The sequence below is a fragment of the Psychrobacter sp. BF1 genome (assembly GCF_019279065.1).
Taxonomy (GTDB): Bacteria; Pseudomonadota; Gammaproteobacteria; order Pseudomonadales; family Moraxellaceae; genus Psychrobacter; species Psychrobacter urativorans.
This window is the reverse complement of sequence record NZ_JAGYWV010000008.1, coordinates 118,123-135,267: the sequence shown is the minus strand read 5'-3', so window position 1 is coordinate 135,267 and position 17,145 is coordinate 118,123. Positions and strand designations below refer to the sequence as shown.

10 protein-coding genes and 1 pseudogene are annotated in these 17,145 nt (G+C 43.0%); 10 read left to right on the top strand and 1 reads right to left on the bottom strand.

From position 1 onward, the window contains the following. Positions 1-3 precede the first annotated feature (3 nt). From pilQ to KZA12_RS10455, 7 genes and pseudogenes are all read left to right on the top strand, one after another. Positions 4-2,355: a type IV pilus secretin PilQ gene (gene pilQ / locus KZA12_RS10485; protein WP_218690192.1), complete on the top strand. Its 2,352-nt coding sequence runs from the start codon at positions 4-6 to the stop codon at positions 2,353-2,355. Positions 2,356-2,534: 179 nt separating this feature from the next. Next, a pseudogene (aroK, locus tag KZA12_RS10480) lies at positions 2,535-3,113 on the top strand (shikimate kinase AroK); the annotation flags it as partial. A 289-nt stretch (positions 3,114-3,402) separates the two neighbouring features. Next, on the top strand, positions 3,403-4,503 hold the full coding sequence (gene aroB / locus KZA12_RS10475; protein ID WP_201623284.1) for a 3-dehydroquinate synthase: 1,101 nt from the start codon (positions 3,403-3,405) through the stop codon (positions 4,501-4,503). A gap of 91 nt (positions 4,504-4,594) precedes the next feature. After that, positions 4,595-5,656 (top strand): hypothetical protein, encoded by a 1,062-nt coding sequence (locus KZA12_RS10470; protein ID WP_218690191.1) that lies wholly within the window; start codon positions 4,595-4,597, stop codon positions 5,654-5,656. 886 nt (positions 5,657-6,542) lie between these two features. Next, positions 6,543-11,006, top strand: a complete 4,464-nt coding sequence (gltB, locus tag KZA12_RS10465) for a glutamate synthase large subunit (protein ID WP_218690190.1) — start codon at positions 6,543-6,545, stop codon at positions 11,004-11,006. Positions 11,007-11,212: 206 nt separating this feature from the next. Continuing rightward, positions 11,213-12,634 carry a glutamate synthase subunit beta gene (locus KZA12_RS10460; RefSeq protein ID WP_201623287.1) on the top strand — a complete coding sequence of 474 codons (1,422 nt, stop codon included), beginning with the start codon at positions 11,213-11,215 and terminating at the stop codon, positions 12,632-12,634. Between the two features lie 251 nt (positions 12,635-12,885). Then, positions 12,886-14,121, top strand: coding sequence for an FUSC family protein (locus KZA12_RS10455; RefSeq protein WP_218690189.1), 1,236 nt, complete (start codon positions 12,886-12,888; stop codon positions 14,119-14,121). A gap of 182 nt (positions 14,122-14,303) precedes the next feature. Here KZA12_RS10455 and KZA12_RS10450 read toward each other — a convergent pair whose 3' ends face one another. Next, positions 14,304-15,434 (bottom strand): PotD/PotF family extracellular solute-binding protein, encoded by a 1,131-nt coding sequence (locus KZA12_RS10450; protein WP_256932936.1) that lies wholly within the window; start codon positions 15,432-15,434, stop codon positions 14,304-14,306. Positions 15,435-15,840: 406 nt separating this feature from the next. On the opposite strand from KZA12_RS10450, the gene KZA12_RS10445 reads away from it, so the two are divergent. The 3 genes from KZA12_RS10445 to KZA12_RS14920 all read left to right on the top strand — a co-directional run bounded on the left by KZA12_RS10445 (position 15,841) and on the right by KZA12_RS14920 (position 17,144). Beyond that, positions 15,841-16,638 (top strand): 3-oxoacyl-ACP reductase, encoded by a 798-nt coding sequence (locus KZA12_RS10445; RefSeq protein WP_218690188.1) that lies wholly within the window; start codon positions 15,841-15,843, stop codon positions 16,636-16,638. A 65-nt stretch (positions 16,639-16,703) separates the two neighbouring features. Then, on the top strand, positions 16,704-16,967 hold the full coding sequence (locus KZA12_RS10440) for a hypothetical protein (protein ID WP_201623290.1): 264 nt from the start codon (positions 16,704-16,706) through the stop codon (positions 16,965-16,967). Between the two features lie 42 nt (positions 16,968-17,009). Next, complete coding sequence (locus KZA12_RS14920; protein ID WP_256932935.1) at positions 17,010-17,144, top strand: hypothetical protein; 135 nt, start codon at positions 17,010-17,012, stop codon at positions 17,142-17,144. Position 17,145: the final 1 nt, after the last annotated feature.

The following is a 17,145-nucleotide window of genomic DNA, read 5'->3' as shown; positions in this document are numbered from 1 at the left end:
ATAATGACAGTACGCAACCACAAGGGAGTGATGATGAGTAACCGCGTATTCGCCACTTTTACAATCCCTTCCTACAATTTTGTCATGCCTATATTGGCTGTCAGTATGCTAGTGATTAGCAGCAGCGCTTATGCTGAACAGCGTATTAATACCTTATCAGTAGTGAAGACAGCTCCAGCTGTAACACAGTTACGTTTAGGGTTTTCAGAAATTCCGACATTACCTGCAGCCTATCAACTTGATGATCCCAGACGTTTAGTATTAGATTTTGAGCAAGTTCAAAACGGTATTACTAGTCGCTTGACTGACTATAATATCGGTATGATCAATGAAGTTACTACCTTAAGCAATGACAGCACTACTCGCATGATTGTGGGTCTAAAACAAACTGGCAGCTATACTACGGCTATTAGTGGTAACGATTTACTGCTTACTATTACTGAACCTAATCAAGCGCTAGCGACTACCCCTAAGGTCTACAACAGCGTTGAGGTCATTCCCACCACACCGATCACTAATAGTGTTGCTAACGTTGGCGTAGCCGTTAATAGCAGCACTAAAGCGGTGCCGACTGATACTATGATGGTACGAGTCAACCCATTACTAGACCCTAGACTAGCCGCCACACAAGTGGCTCGTCAGTATAGCTACGATGGTTTGACGGCCCTTACTTTTGCAGCTGATAACCATGGTGGCGGTAATGTCAGTATTGGGCTCGCTAATGAGGCTATTCCGGTAGATGTGCAGCGGCAAGGCAATAAGCTAGTGATACGCATGACTGGTAGTACGATTCCCAGAAATTTGCTACGCCGTCTTACTATTAATAGTGGGATAGTCGCTGGTGTCGATACTCAAAATCAAGGTCAAAATGGGACTATTACTATTAATATGACCGAAGACTATGAGTACCAAGCTTACCAATCAGGCAATCAGCTTACTATAGCGATTAAAAAACCTGAGCTGTTAGGCGAGCCTACGCTTGAGGAGAGAGTCTATACTGGTGAAGCATTATCTATGGAATTCCAAAATGTGGAAATCCGTAGTGTGTTAGATATCTTGGCACAGTTCACTAAGATGAATGTGGTGGCTAGCGATTCTGTCACTGGCAACATTACTTTGCGTCTTATCAATGTTCCTTGGGATCAAGCTCTAGATATTATTTTGAAAAGTAAAAATTTAGCAAAGCGTGAGAATGGTAATGTGATTTTGATCGCCCCTGCTACTGAGCTTGCAGAACAAGAAGCTAGTGAGCTTGCCGCTCAGCAAGTAGTGCAAGCCTTTTCTCCTTTGCGTACTGAGTACATTCGCTTGAGCTATGCTCGTGCCGAAGATGTTTTATTATTAATTTCTGATGGTAGTGGACCTTCTAATAGTGGTGACGGGTTTGGTGCTGTTAATACAGGTAGCAATCAAAATAATAATACCTTGTTGTCCAATCGTGGCACAGTCACTACTGATAAACGTACTAATACTTTAATTATTAAAGATGTGGCAGATAGTATTGAAAATATACATAAATTAATCAGTAAAATTGATATTCCAGTACGCCAAGTGATGATTGAGGCACGTATTGTTAGTGCTAGCGATACCTTTAGTAAGGAGATTGGTGTGCGCTGGGGTCTGTTATCTAATGGGGCAGCTAATAATCGCAACCTATTGGTTGGCGGCAGTGACCAGACCCTATGGGATTTAAAAGACTTCGATATCGAAACGACTACTGTCAATGGACAGTCGGTCTCTTATCCGTCATACGATATTAGTCGCCCTGATAATCTAAACGTTGATTTAGGCGTAAGTAATCCTGCAGGGAGCATTGCCTTTGGTCTGTTGGGGTTATCAGATTTCATGTTGGATCTTGAATTATCAGCATTACAAGCGGATAATCGCGGCGAGGTTATTTCTACACCCAAAATTTTGACTACTGATAAACAAACCGCTAAAGTTTCTTCTGGTACGCAGATTCCTTATCAGGAAGCGTCGGCTAGTGGTGCTACTACCACTAGTTTTAAAGAAGCCGCATTGAGCCTTGAGGCTACGCCAAATATCACCCCTGATGGCAAAATCGGTCTGCAGTTAGTAATTACTAATGGCACACCAACTATTATCAATAATCAGGTCGCCATTTCTGAAGACTCGATTTCCACTAATGTCATTGTTGAAGATGGCCAAACTATCGTATTAGGCGGGGTGTTTAAAAACCGTATTAATAATGGTGTAGATAAAGTACCATTCTTAGGAGATTTACCTTATATTGGTCGTGCGTTCCGTAGAGACGTTCGTAGCAATAATAAAGAAGAATTACTTATCTTTATCACTACGAAGCTGGTTAACGATGGCATAAATCGTTTAGAATAAGCGGCGGCATTTAAGACACTATAAAAATACAAGCTTAAGCGCTTGTTTTTTTATGGGCGCAAGGTTATTGCTAAGGGTTATGCTTTGGGCAGCATTATTTTATCAACAATAATCAACGCTCATTACTAGCTAGAATATTAATGACGTTGTATGATAGTTAATTTATCTGAGTGAGTGTTATGTTGGAGGAATTACCGTCGGTATTTATAGTCGGGCCGATGGGAGCTGGCAAGACCACCATTGGCCGTTTGCTTGCTAAGCAGCTGGGCCGCGAGTTTGTGGACAGTGACTGGTATGTTGAGTCGCAAACGGGCGCTGATATTGCTTGGATATTCGCGAAAGAAGGCGAGGCAGGCTTTCGGGCGCGCGAAACTCGAGCCATTGATGAGCTAACTCAATATAAGCAAATTATCCTTGCCACTGGTGGTGGTGCAGTCATGTCTGCTGAAAATAGAGCGTTCTTGCATCAGCGTGGCATTGTGGTTTACCTAAATGCACCAGTCGATGTACAGATGGTACGTACAGCGAAGGACAAGTCACGTCCTCTATTACAACAGCCTAATCCCAGAAAAATACTACAAGAATTATATAAAAAACGTGATCCATTATATCGACAAGTAGCGCACATTATCATGCCTACGGGCCACACTTATCCACGGAATATGGTCAATCAGTTGCTGCAACAGCTGCAGCGTTTTTCAGTAGTCAAGATAGAACAAGCTCTGGATACTGATATGGATACTGAGTTAGAGCAAGATACTGACAGTTATAGTATTCCTGAGCTCATAAAACCAGATAGTGAATTAAATAGTGCAGCTACTGTAGATGACGGTATTGATGTCCCTAATAGTATTAAAAGTAGCACTGTTGATACTGATACTGATACTGGCTTAGAGCTGTCCACTGATAATGATTGTTTAGTACCATCAGCCTCTGTTGCTGACCGTAATGAACTTTAACTATAGTATTTTTTATAGCTAATAATGTTTACAGCATAATAATTTTTGAAGCTAACCACTTTCAAACCTAACCATTAGGAAGTATGAGATGACTACCGCATTAGTGGAAGATGGCTTAATTGTACATACTCAAAGTCACGATTATCCAATAGTTATTACGGCACAAAGCGGCAATAAGACCAGTAATATGGCGGAGCAAATTACTTCCTATATACGGGGTAAGCAGCTATTAATTGTGACTAATGAAACGGTTGCGCCTTTATACTTAGCGGCATTACAAGCGCAACTAGAATTGCACTTTAAGGTGGCGGTCTGCATCCTAGCTGATGGAGAACAGTACAAAAATCAGGCTAGTATCGATAAAATATATGATGCGCTAATGGCGCAGCACTTCAACCGTGATGTTACTTTAATTGCGCTTGGTGGTGGTGTTATCGGTGATATGACAGGCTTTGCAGCGGCTAGCTTTATGCGTGGGGTTGATTTTATCCAAATACCTACTACTCTATTGTCGCAAGTGGACTCCAGCGTTGGTGGTAAGACTGGTATCAATCATCCACAAGGTAAGAACATGATTGGCGCTTTTTGGCAGCCGCAGATGGTACTAGCGGATATGAATACTTTGCAAACGCTGCCTGAGCGTGAGCTATCCGCTGGATTAGCGGAAGTCATCAAATACGCCCTGATTATGGATATTGAGTTTTTGGACTGGCTTGAAGAGCATCTACCAGCCATGATGGCTTTGGATCTAGAGGTTCTAGCGATAGCAGTAAAACGCTGCTGCCAGTATAAAGCTGATATTGTGGCGCAAGATGAGCGTGAAGCAGGTATACGAGCGATATTGAATTTTGGTCATACCTTTGGTCATGTGATTGAGACACATCAAGGTTACGGTAATTGGTTGCATGGTGAGGCAGTTGCGGCAGGTATGGTACAAGCGGCTGAATTATCACAAAAGCTTGGCTGGCTCAGCGATAGCGACGTGGCTCGAGTAAAACGGGTATTGAGCTTAGCGAAACTGCCAATTACGCCACCAGCGATCGATGTAGACACAGCGTTAAAACTAATGGGCCACGATAAAAAAGTCAAACAAGGACAAATCCGGCTGATTTTGTTAAAATCATTAGGTGAAGCTGTATTGACAGACGAATTCGATGCGCAGTTGCTTACTGAAGTGCTGTCATCCTAAGCGGCATACTAATTGTTTATAAGCTAATAGCTGTTGATAAGCTATTGGCTGTTGATAAGCGTTAATTAATTACTTTTCCAAGGAAACTCCCATGGCAGCACCGAGCTCTACGACTAGCTCTAGCAGTAAGTCAAATCGTCGCCAAGCACTAATTTGGTTAATGATGACTTTGCTGCTCGGAGTGGCCACTGCGCTGCTTTGGATGGTCAGCCAAACCCCTGCAATTGGAGCCAAAATTGAGAATGCTCCTATTGCTGCACCTGAAGCATTAGCTAGTGAGCTTGAACAACCTCTATCTATTGAGTCTTTGCATGAGCTGGATAATGACATTCAGCCTATTGATTTTGAAGATACTATTCGAGATTTACGCAATTATCCAGACGAGTTCAAAGATAAGCGATACTTGCTTGCCAATAAAGGCAAATGGACTGTACAAGTGATGAATGTCGCCGAGAATGAGGTGATAGTCAGCTATCTAGAAGGTCGAAAAGATAGAGATAAATTTGCCTATTTCCGCTATCGCGATGAGAACAAACAGCTGCGTTATATGCTTACTTATGGTCTATTAAATAGCTCACAAGAAGCAGTAGGGGCGGCAAAATTGGTAGATTTTGGCTTACCTGCTGACGTAAGTGTGCTATCAGAAGAGATTAATCGCTACACTAGTATTATCGACAATTATGAGCGTTCGCAACCCATAAAAGATCTAAGTACTAGACGCTCACGCTCAGTAAAACTGAATCCTACCAAGCGTGAAGTACCTGTGCGTCAAAAAGCGCCAGTAGTTCCTAAAGTTAGTAATGATAATCAAGAGGCCGCTTCTAAGCCGTCTAGTAATCAGTCTAATACTAATAGCACTGGCAGTATTAGTCAGTCCGCCGACACTTCAGATACCTTATCAGTCAATGAAGAGCGCACCTTATCATCTGAAAATTCTGATGATGCTAAAAAGGAGGATAAAGCTACTAAGGCTGAGCCACAAGTCAAAAAGCCACCGGTAGTAGCCACACCTAAACAACCAAGTTCGGCGAGCAATCCTGATAAAGCTACTGAAGGCAATAATAAAAAGAATAATAGTGGCGCTGATAAGAGCACTACTAACAAAGGCAATAGTGATCCTATTAAGCAACTAATAGAAGAGAAGAGTAAGTAGCTTTTAGCTAGCAGTTTTCGATCTAGCGGTTTTTTCTAAATAGCCGCTAGAGTCGAGATTGCTGTGGTTAACTTTTATTAGCAAATTTTTTTGCTTTTTTTTTGACAATACGCTTTAAAAGCAATAAGTGACTGGTGAGGTTTTTGCTAGTACAAGCACGGATATTAAAGGTAGAATCATTCATAATACTTGCAGAATAATGTCGGTCAGTCACTGGTATCGCCTAGTTACTTATAGAAGTAGCACAGTGATTTAGTCTTCATTTTTAGTAGTTAGCCACTGACGTTATTATCTGATTTTACGCCAGTAATTAACTATAACTATCCAATGATTTGTAAAAAAGACTAGATTTTTCCGCTATCATTAACTAATATGATTAAGGGACTTATTCTGTATAGTTATGGTAAATTGTTGGAAATACTGCCTATTTGGGTAAATTTTTCGTCTCTCACTATTCTAAGCGTTATTAATTGCTGTTGATCACAAAGGTCAAGTAATCGCTAATTCTCTTCTGTTTATTTATAGTCCTTATTTGGGTTAAAGAAGTGATTGAACTTAGAGCGTTTAATGTCCGAGCGTTGATAAGTAGATTATTATCGGTTCAATAGCCATCACTCTATCATCGCTCCTATCGTATTTACGGTGTCATTCACCCACATACACCATCAATCAACTATTAGCGCTTGAGCTATTTTGCCAAGTAGCTAACCGTTCTGCTGCAAACCAAACGGATAATTACTAACGACTCGTATCAACAATATTATGCAGTGTACGAATTCAGTTTTTGATCCGGATACTAGAATAATTTAGCCCGTTCTAACTGCGTCATTCAGTACATGTTACGCATTGTAGCCATGAACTGCTCGCTCACTTAAAAGGACTAGCCATGTCAATGATTTCATCACACACACATCTGGCCACTCCAGATGACTTTTCTGATAACTGTGGTTTTGGCTTAATCGCTCACATTGAGGGACAAGCCAGTCACGATTTAGTTAAGACTGCCATTCATAGTCTCAGCTGTATGACTCACCGCGGCGGTGTTGCTGCCGATGGCAAAACGGGGGATGGCTGCGGTTTGCTACTAGCCACTCCTAAAGCATTTTTTCAAGCTATTGCTGCTGAACAGCAGTTAACCGTTACTGATAACTTTGCAGTAGGGATGGTATTTGTCAATTTGGACGAGACCAAAGCTAAGTATAGCGAACAAGTACTAGCAGAAGAGATCGCTGCGCAAGACTTAGAAGTAGCTGGCTGGCGAGAAGTACCAGTTGATTTAACTATCGTTGGGGAGATTGGTCGTGAGACTCTACCCGCATTTAAACAGATATTCGTTAATGATCCTGCTAACTTAAGCAGTGAAGACTTCAATCGTAAGTTATTTGTAGCACGCAAAAAAGCAGAGCAACGTCTAACCGAAGATGAGCTGTTTTATGTCTGCTCGCTAAACTGCCAAACTATTATCTATAAAGGCTTGGTAATGCCGTCAGATTTGCCAGCGTTCTTTACGGATCTAAAAGATGAGCGCTTGGCCTCACATATTGTAGTGTTTCATCAACGCTTCTCGACTAACACTTTACCACGCTGGCCTTTAGCACAGCCATTTCGTTATTTGGCCCATAATGGCGAATTGAATACTATCACTGGTAATCGTAATTGGTCTGAGGCTCGTACGCCAAAATTAAAATCAGCTAAATTACCAAATTTGAGTGAGCTAACACCGCTAGTGAATAGTAGTGGCTCAGATTCTTCAAGCTTAGACAATATGCTTGAGGTACTGATGTCAGGTGGTATGAGTTTATTTCATTCAATGTCGATTCTAGTGCCACCAGCTTGGCAAAATGTCGATAGTATGGATATGGACTTACGCGCCTTCTATGAATTTTATTCGCAGCATATGGAAGCATGGGATGGGCCAGCAGGATTAGTGATTCAAGATGGTCGTTATGCGGTGTGTATGCTCGATCGTAATGGCCTGCGCCCGTCACGTTGGGTCACTACTAAGAACGGCTATATCACCGTAGCATCGGAGATTGGCGTTTGGGACTATGCCCCTAAGGATGTGCTTGCCAAAGGTCGAGTTGGCCCTGGTCAGATGTTGGTTATCGATACCTTGACGGGTCAGATTATGGATAACAAGACCATCGCCACGTTATTAAAAAAAGCCCATCCTTATCGCAAATGGTTACGTGAACAAGCGACACGTATTCGTGATGATGAGCGTATCGAAGAAGCGCTAGCGGCAAAATCTTGTCGTGGTGTGGCACTCAAGACTTTGCAAAAAATGTATCACGTAACTAATGAAGAGCGTACCGAAATTATTCGCCCCAACGCTGAGAATGGTCAAGAGCCAGTAGGCTCTATGGGTGACGATACACCAATGGCGGTACTATCACAGCAAATCCGTCACGTTGGTGATTTTTTTCGGCAGCAGTTTGCACAAGTGACCAATCCACCGATTGATCCTTTACGCGAATCGATTGTAATGTCATTACAAACTTGCCTTGGTGCGCAGACTAATGTGTTTGCGCCTTCTGCTAAAGACGCTCATCGCATTATTCTTTCGTCGCCTGTGTTATCTGCGAGCAAAATGCAGCAGATTGAGAACCTTAATGATACGGCCTTTCAAATCGCACGTATTAATTTAAATTATGATTTGAATCTAGATTTAGCTACGGCTATTACTACTATTTGTGAGCAAGTAGCTGCTGCCATTAGAGCGGGTCAGACCCTCATCGTATTGTCTGATAAAGATATTAGCGCTGACAAAGTGCCAGCCAATGCCATTATGGTCACTGGTGCGGTTCATCACTACTTAATTGCGCAAGGTATTCGTACTGATGCCAATTTGATCATTGAGACTGGACTGGCACGGGATTCGCATCAAGTAGCAGTATTGATCGGCTTTGGGGCGACTTGTGTTTATCCTTATTTGGCTTATGACGTCATTGATGATTTGGTAGCGACTGGCGAGCTTCTGGGTGATCCGATTCAAGCGCGTGTCAATTTCCGTAAAGGTTTAGATAAAGGGCTACTAAAGATTTTATCGAAGATGGGCATCTCTACTATTGTTTCTTATCGAGGTGCGCAACTGTTTGAAGCGGTTGGTCTCTCTGAGCCAGTAGTCGCTATGTGCTTTAAAGGGGTACAAAGCCGGATTAAAGGGGCAACTTTTGAGGATTTAGCGGCCGATCAAGCGCAGCTAGCTGCTAATGCTTTTAAGCGTCGTATGCCTCTCGATCAAGGCGGTCTACTCAAGTTTGTTTTCAATAAAGAATACCATGCCTTTAACCCTGATGTGATTAACAGCTTGCACACAGCGGTACGCACTGGGGATTATGAGAACTATCGTAACTATGCTGATTTAGTTAATAGCCGTCCAGTGGCAACCCTACGCGATTTACTACAGCTTAAAACTGATAATCCTATCGCTGTCGATGATGTTGAGGACATCACTAAGATTTTGAAGCGTTTCGATTCAGCGGGTATGTCATTAGGTGCTTTATCTCCTGAAGCCCATGAGTCTATCGCTATGGCGATGAATACTATTGGTGGGCGCTCAAACTCTGGTGAGGGCGGGGAAGATCCAGTACGTTACGGTACTTTGCGTAACTCCAAGATTAAGCAAGTAGCCTCAGGGCGCTTTGGGGTGACTCCTGCTTACCTGCGCTCAGCAGAAGTGATGCAGATAAAAGTCGCTCAAGGGGCGAAACCAGGTGAGGGTGGTCAGCTACCAGGTGGTAAGGTCAATGCCTTGATTGCACGCTTACGTTATTCAGTGCCAGGGGTGACCTTAATTTCGCCACCACCGCATCATGATATTTACTCGATCGAAGATTTAGCCCAGCTTATCTTTGATCTTAAGCAAGTCAATCCAGACGCGTTAGTATCAGTAAAACTAGTGTCACGCCCAGGCGTCGGTACTATTGCTACTGGAGTAGCTAAGGCTTATGCCGATCTGATTACTATCTCAGGTTATGATGGCGGTACGGCGGCCTCACCCTTGTCCTCTATCCATCATGCTGGTTCACCTTGGGAGCTGGGTTTAGCTGAGACTCATCAATCCCTAAGAGTTAACGGTCTGCGTGACAAAGTACGCATCCAAACTGATGGTGGCCTCAAAACAGGTCTCGATGTGGTAAAAGCCGCTATTTTAGGGGCAGAGAGCTTCGGTTTTGGCACGACGCCTATGATTGCAGTTGGTTGCAAGTACTTGCGTATCTGCCATCTGAATAATTGTCCGACTGGGGTAGCCACTCAAAAAGCTGAGCTACGTGATCAGCATTATATCGGCGAAGCTGAAATGTTGATTAACTTCTTCAAGTTTGTCGCTACTGAAACTCGCGAATGGCTAGCCGCCTTAGGTGTGCCTAGTATGGAAGAGTTAGTCGGCCGTACTGACTTACTGGAGATATTAGAAGGCAATACTAATAAACAGCGTCATCTTGATTTAACGCCTTTATTGTTCAGCCATCCTGCTAGTGCAGGCAAGCCACAAACTTGCCAAGTAGAGCGTAATGCGCCCTTTGATAAAGGTCTACTCGCTGAGCAAATGATCAGTGATATGCTACTAAATATCCGTAAAGGATTAGGCGGTGACTATAGCTATTCTGTTGGCAACTGTGACCGCTCGATTGGCGCTCGTATCTCTGGTGAGATTGCTCAATTATGGGGCAATCTAGGCATGAGTGATATGCCTATCAATCTGCATCTAACAGGTACGGCTGGACAAAGCTTAGGAGTCTGGAACGCTGGTGGATTAAACATTGAGCTTGAAGGCGATGCTAACGATTATGTTGGCAAAGGTATGGCAGGTGGTGAGATTGTCATTTATCCGCCCAAAGACTCTAGTTTTGTTGCTCATGACACAGCGATCATAGGCAATACTTGTCTCTATGGTGCGACTGGTGGCAAGCTATACGCTGCGGGTACGGCAGGCGAGCGCTTTGCGGTACGTAACTCCGGTGCTCAAGTAGTCATCGAAGGCACTGGGGATCATTGCTGCGAATATATGACTGGCGGTATTGTCACCGTTCTTGGACCTACTGGCCTTAATTTTGGTGCAGGTATGACGGGTGGTTTTGCTTATGTCCTCGATATGGAAGGCGACTTCTTTGATCGCTGTAACCACGAGCTGATCGATCTAAATCGTATCTCTAGTGAGCAGACTGAAGAGCATCGTATTTATCTGCAACAAGTAATCGAGAACCACGTTAGCAAGACCAACAGTGCATGGGGACAGACTATATTGGCTGACTTTGAGCATTATGTGCGTAAGTTCTACTTGGTTAAGCCTAAGGCTGCCAGCTTAGTAAGCGTACTTAAAACTACCATGGCTGATCCACAATAATAGGGTCAGTTAACCAGTTAAGGTAAGATTTTACATAAGTTTTTAGGTAAATACAGTATTGAGTCATTAACCCTCAATAGTTAAATTTTTCCAGCAGGTCAGTGGTGTTATTTGCCATCTAGCAGCGTATCGGTCAACAGTCCCTACGTTGCTAGAGACTCACCACTTCCCACTCTAGAAAAGCCTATTATAGAAGAGATAATATTATGGCAAAACGTTTAGAGAACAGTTATCAGTTTTTAGATGTACCACGGTTAGAGCCGCTCAAAAAAGACATCGTCACTCGTGCTACTGAGTTTGTAGAGATTTACACCCCATTTGAAAGTGAGGCAGTAGCTCAGCAATCACATCGTTGCCTAGAGTGTGGTAATCCGTATTGCGAATGGAAATGTCCCGTACATAACTATATTCCTAATTGGCTAAAAATGGCTACTGAAGGACAGATTTTTCAGGCTGCCGAACTCTGTCATCGCACTAATACTTTACCTGAAGTCTGCGGACGAGTTTGTCCACAAGATCGGCTTTGTGAAGGGGCTTGCACCCTTAATGATGGCTTTGGCGCAGTGACTATCGGTAATGTTGAGAAGTACATCAACGATACGGCCTTTGCACTGGGCTGGCGTCCAGATATGTCAGAAGTGGTTTGGACAGACAAAAAAGTCGCTATTATTGGTGCAGGCCCCGCTGGTCTTGGCTGTGCTGATATCTTAGTCAGAAACGGGGTGACTCCGGTAGTGTTTGACAAGCGCCCTGAGATTGGTGGTCTTTTGACTTTTGGTATTCCAGAGTTCAAGATGGAAAAAGACGTCATGCGCAATCGCCGAGTTATCTTTGAAGGTATGGGCATTGAGTTCCGTCTTGAGACTGAAATCGGTACTGACATTAGTATTGATGAGCTAATGAATGACTATGACGCTGTATTTATGGGTATGGGTACTTATACTTATATGCGCGGTGGTTTCGCTGGTGAAGAGCTCGATGGGGTGCACGATGCGCTTGATTTCTTGATTGCTAACGTCAATCGTTGCAATGACTGGGAAAAGAGTTCAGAAGACTACATCGATCTAAAAGGTAAAAAAGTAGTCGTGTTAGGTGGCGGTGATACCGCAATGGATTGTAACCGTACTAGTATCCGTCAAGGTGCTGAAAAGGTCGTCTGTGCTTATCGCCGTGATGAAGAAAACATGCCAGGTTCGCGCCGTGAAGTAGTCAATGCTCGTGAGGAAGGGGTAGAGTTCTTATTCAATCGCCAACCTACCGAGATCATCGGTCTCAATGGCAAAGTAAATGCGGTCAAGGTCATCACAACCCAGTTAGGAGCTCCAGACAACCGTGGTCGCCAACGTCCTGAGCCCATTGCTAATTCAGAAGAGATCATTGCTTGTGATGCGGTAATTATGGCCTTTGGCTTCCGTCCTAGCCCTGCCGATTGGTTTGGCAGTCAACAAGTTGAGATGGATAGCTCAGGGCGGGTACTAGCGCTTGAAAAGCAAACCTTTAAGTTCCAAACCAATAACCCTAAGATATTTGCTGGCGGTGATATGGTTCGTGGTTCTGACTTAGTAGTAACCGCTATTTGGGAAGGCCGCGAAGCTGCTGAAGGTATTTTGGACTTCTTAGCCGTATAGTTCTATAAAGTAATACGAGGCATCAGCCATGGTTTGATAAGCTGTGGCTAGCCTTAGTTTATGACGCCTTCTACCTATTAATAGCTGCATTATATATTAATAGGTAGAAGGCGTTATTTTTTGGTAAATATGTTATATTTTATCCTTAGTAGTTATTACTAATGATGCATTACTAACGACGTATCACTAACGATTTATCCTTGATGCTTATCGAGTATTTTATATTTCTTTTTATATAAGAGTGCCTTTGCGTGAAATTAGCGATTTGGCAATGGATTACTGAGCCAATTATTGAACCTTATTCGCGTTACCAGCACGCCGATGTTTTGCATGCGGTACGTTTAGGCGTTGCAGTAGTTATTGCTTTAGGACTGAATAGGATCAGTCATTTCCCCCATGGCGAATGGACGACTATTACCGTATTTGTGATATTGGGTTTGTTACAGTATCAAGGCGCGATTTATACTAAGGCTAAAGAGCGCATATTAGGCACTTTATTAGGAGTGATAGTTGGGTTAGGGTTTTTGTGGTTAAGTAAAGATATTGGCATTTGGCTCTGGGCTTATTATCTACTGATTGGGATTATCAGTAGCATTATTGGCTATATGTCAGTCAGGCAACTTGGCTATATTGGTCTATTGACTGGCATTACTATGTTGATGATTATCTCAAATCCCGATCAAAGTAATATCGGTCAGGATGGTCTGTATCGAGCCCTGAATATTCTATTCGGTGCCATTATAGCCGTAGGTGCGACTTTGATATTACCGCTAAAGTCCACTTTGATGTATCGGTTCTTGCTGGCTAGTAATCTTGATGACTGTAGTAATCTTTACGCTAGCGTAGGTAGCCATATCAATCCTGAAGTGCTGACTCACGAGCCTTTACAGCACTCAAAATCGCTAGAGGTAACAGCTACCCGTTATGCTGCACAAAACGCTCTACCAGATATACCGGTTAATAAAGCTTTAATCAAAGCCCTACAGCAGATCAATAAGCGACTGTTAGCAATGCGGCCACATATTGCCGCCACTGCTAGCGAAACAGGGGTAGATAAAGAAGCGATAGAAACCATCCAGCGTAGTCATCGCAATATGATAGGCACTATTGATCTACTGTTGAGCGCTGCACCACGATTAGCTCACATCGAGATTGACGAGGATAATCATATCTTATTGTTGCACTATCAGCGTGAGCTGACCCAAGCGATGCGTCATATAGCAGCAGTGTTGCGCAGTCCTAATAATGAGGTGTTTCGTCCTATTACTCGTATTAAGGTATCGCAATATCCAAGCGTGCAGCATTTGAGCTTTGAATGGCAAGGTTACTTTTGGTTGATTCAAACCTTACAATCACAACTACAAGAGCTTAGCGATCTACTACAATCCACTAAGTCACGCTGGTTCGCAGGCTCTGGGGTTCGATATCAACGCCGTGAACAACGACGAATTAAAAAGAAGGGCAGTGAAGCTGATTTGCATTTATAAAGATACGAACGCTGCTAAGCGCCCAGTATTTACAAATAGTTAAGCATAAAAAAACGCTAACCTTTCAAAGGTAGCGTTTTTTATTTTTTAAGGCAGTTATTTGAGCTATAGCTAACTCACTCATTGATTAACTAGGGCACGGATTTATCTGCGCCATTATTTAACTAATGGTAGTGATGCTATTAACGACCAGTTTTTAGTTTATCCCAATACTGCTGATAAATTTGCAGGGCTTCATCACCGACATCTTCTTGGAACTCAGCTTTCGCTAAAGTTTCTTTACTGGGATAGATTGTTTTATTGTTACGCACTTCATCTGCCATCAGCTCACGTGCGGCTAAGTTTGGTGAAGCATAGCCTATCTCTTCACTGACTATTTTGGCATTTTCAGGCTGTAATAAATAATTGATAAATTTGTGTGCTGCATCGACGTTTTTAGCATTCTTTGGAATGACAAAATTATCCATCCACAATATTGCCCCTTCGCTAGGGTATTTATAGACTAAGCTGGTTAAGCCTTCATTATTAGCCATTACCGCTTCGCCATTCCAGGTCATACCGATATTGGTCTCGCCTTCGATATAAGGGATACGAGTAGCATCTGAGTTAAAGGTCTTAACGTTAGGCATCAAAGTAATGAGCTTGTTGTAAGCGGCTTTAATCTCATCAGGGCTGCTACTATTACCAGAATAGCCCAAGGTCAATAGCGCCATGCCAAATACTTCACGCATATCGTTCATCAGCATCACCTGATTTTTGTACTCAGGGCGCCATAGATCATTCCAGCTATTGACAGTCGCAGGGTCGAACTTATCACCATTGATAGCTATGCCAGTACTGCCCCACATATAGGGAATCGAGTACTTATTTTCAGGATCAACTTTGGTATTAGTAAATGAGGTGTCTAAGTTCTTAAAGTTACTTAGTTTCGACTTATCAAGCTCTTGTAATAAGCCTTCTTTGGCCATTTTTTCGACATAATAAGTTGAGGGGATAGCAAGGTCGTATTGGCTTGAATCATCAAGGAGCTTGAGCTTAGCGTACATTGCCTCATTAGAGTCAAATGTGGTGTAATTGACGTTGATACCAGTCTCTTTTTCAAAGCCATCAAGAATCTCTTGTGGCATATACTCCGACCAGTTATATAGATTAAGGGTTACCTTACTAGCAGCAGCTGCACCTTCGGCTGGTGCCTTATCAGAGTTGCTACAGCTAGCAACAGCTAGTCCCATAGCTGCACATAATAATGCTTTGGGTAATAGGCTAGTAAGAGTGGCGGTGCGCATAGATAGGTGGGATGATGACTGGGTCAAATTAACTCTCCTAAAGTCAGACAAATCAATAAAAATAGAGGTTTAACAAGTAAGTAGCAGTAGGCTAACTAGGCTTTTAAGAGCCGCTAATAGCTACAATGTTACTGTTATGGTTATAACATGGCATAATTTAAAGGGCAACGCTTTGAATCTGTGAGGTTTTAACCAAAGGCTAACTAGTAGTCAAGGGTTGACTGGGCCACTGCCAGTAAGCAACCATGCTATGATAGGCTTTTTTTGCTCTAGTTAAACTGAGTTATAAAAGCCAGCGTTTTTAGTGTTTATTAGGCGCTGTTGACCCTTCACAACTAGACACTGCTGTGGTCTATTATTCAACAAGCCTTACTTAATCGGTAGGTAGTCGCTACTGAATTGATAATAATAAAACCCCATAGGATAATCAACTATGATTAACAATCAGACCGTTATACCAGCTTTGCTAAGCGATAAAGTAGTCATTGTTACGGGCGCAAGCCGTGGACTCGGCGCGCAAATCGCTCAGCAAATGGCCGCAGCAGGCGCAAGCGTTTGCGTTAATTACCTTAAGAGCAAACAGGCTGCTGACCAAGTCGTAGCAGAGATTGAACAGGCAGGTGCACAGGCTTTTGCTTACCAAGGAGATGTGACAGATTTAGCACAAATGCAGGCTATGGCAGCGCAAGTTATCGAACGCTTTGGACGCATTGACGTATTAGTTAATAACGCTTTGCCAAGCTACCAGTTCAATCCAAGTGCTGATTATACTAGCATCGAAACCGTACAATGGGCGCATTTTTCGCAGCAGATCGATGGTATTGTCAAAGGCGCTGTCAATACAGTGCAAGCGGTATTGCCCCAGATGAAAACTCAACAGATGGGCAAGATTATCAATATCTCTACCAATTTAGTGTATAACCCAGTAGTGACTTACTATGACTATACTACTGCCAAATCGGCCTTGATTGGGCTCACTCGTAACTTAGCGGCTGAGCTTGGGCAATATGGTATTCGCGTTAATCTGCTGGCAGGCGGGTTGCTAAAAACGACTGATGCTAGCAAATTAACTACCGAAGAGGTGTTTGATTATATCGCGACGACTACGCCCTTGCGTCAAGCTACTTCCGTGGCAGACTTTGCCAATTCAGTACTACTAATGGCGTCTGATTTGAGTGCAGCTATTACTGGTCAGTCTATTGCTGTTGATGGCGGTTTGACAATGCCTTGATACGCCTTGATAGGCTTTGATAAATTGTCAATAATAAGTTTTAAGGTACAAATAAGAGAGATGCAATGAGGAATCGCAAAATCGCTGGAGTAGTCAGCGCGGTGATAGGGCTATGTGCCATTATGGCTTTTTTTAATACCGGTATGGATACGCCGCTGTTAGGCTGGCCATTAGAAACTTATCTTGGGGTGGCTTTTACTATGGCTTGGCTGACCAACATGCCAACGTGGTTGGCTTATTCGCTAGCTGCTGTGCTATTTATAGTAATAACTATGGGGCTTTATAAGCTAGGCAGTTGGGTTTATGGATTGGTCATGGGGCGAGGTTGATTGAGTCTAAGTTTAGCCAAAAAAAAACAAAGATTTAACAGCATGGCCTCAGCATTGCGTTCTTTAACCGATAGAAATATGCGGGTCATGGGCAATGTTACTTTAAGGGTTCGCCTCGGCGCTCGTCCCTCACGCAAAAACCCTTTATGGCGCTGGAGTAAAGTAGTGCTTCGCTAGT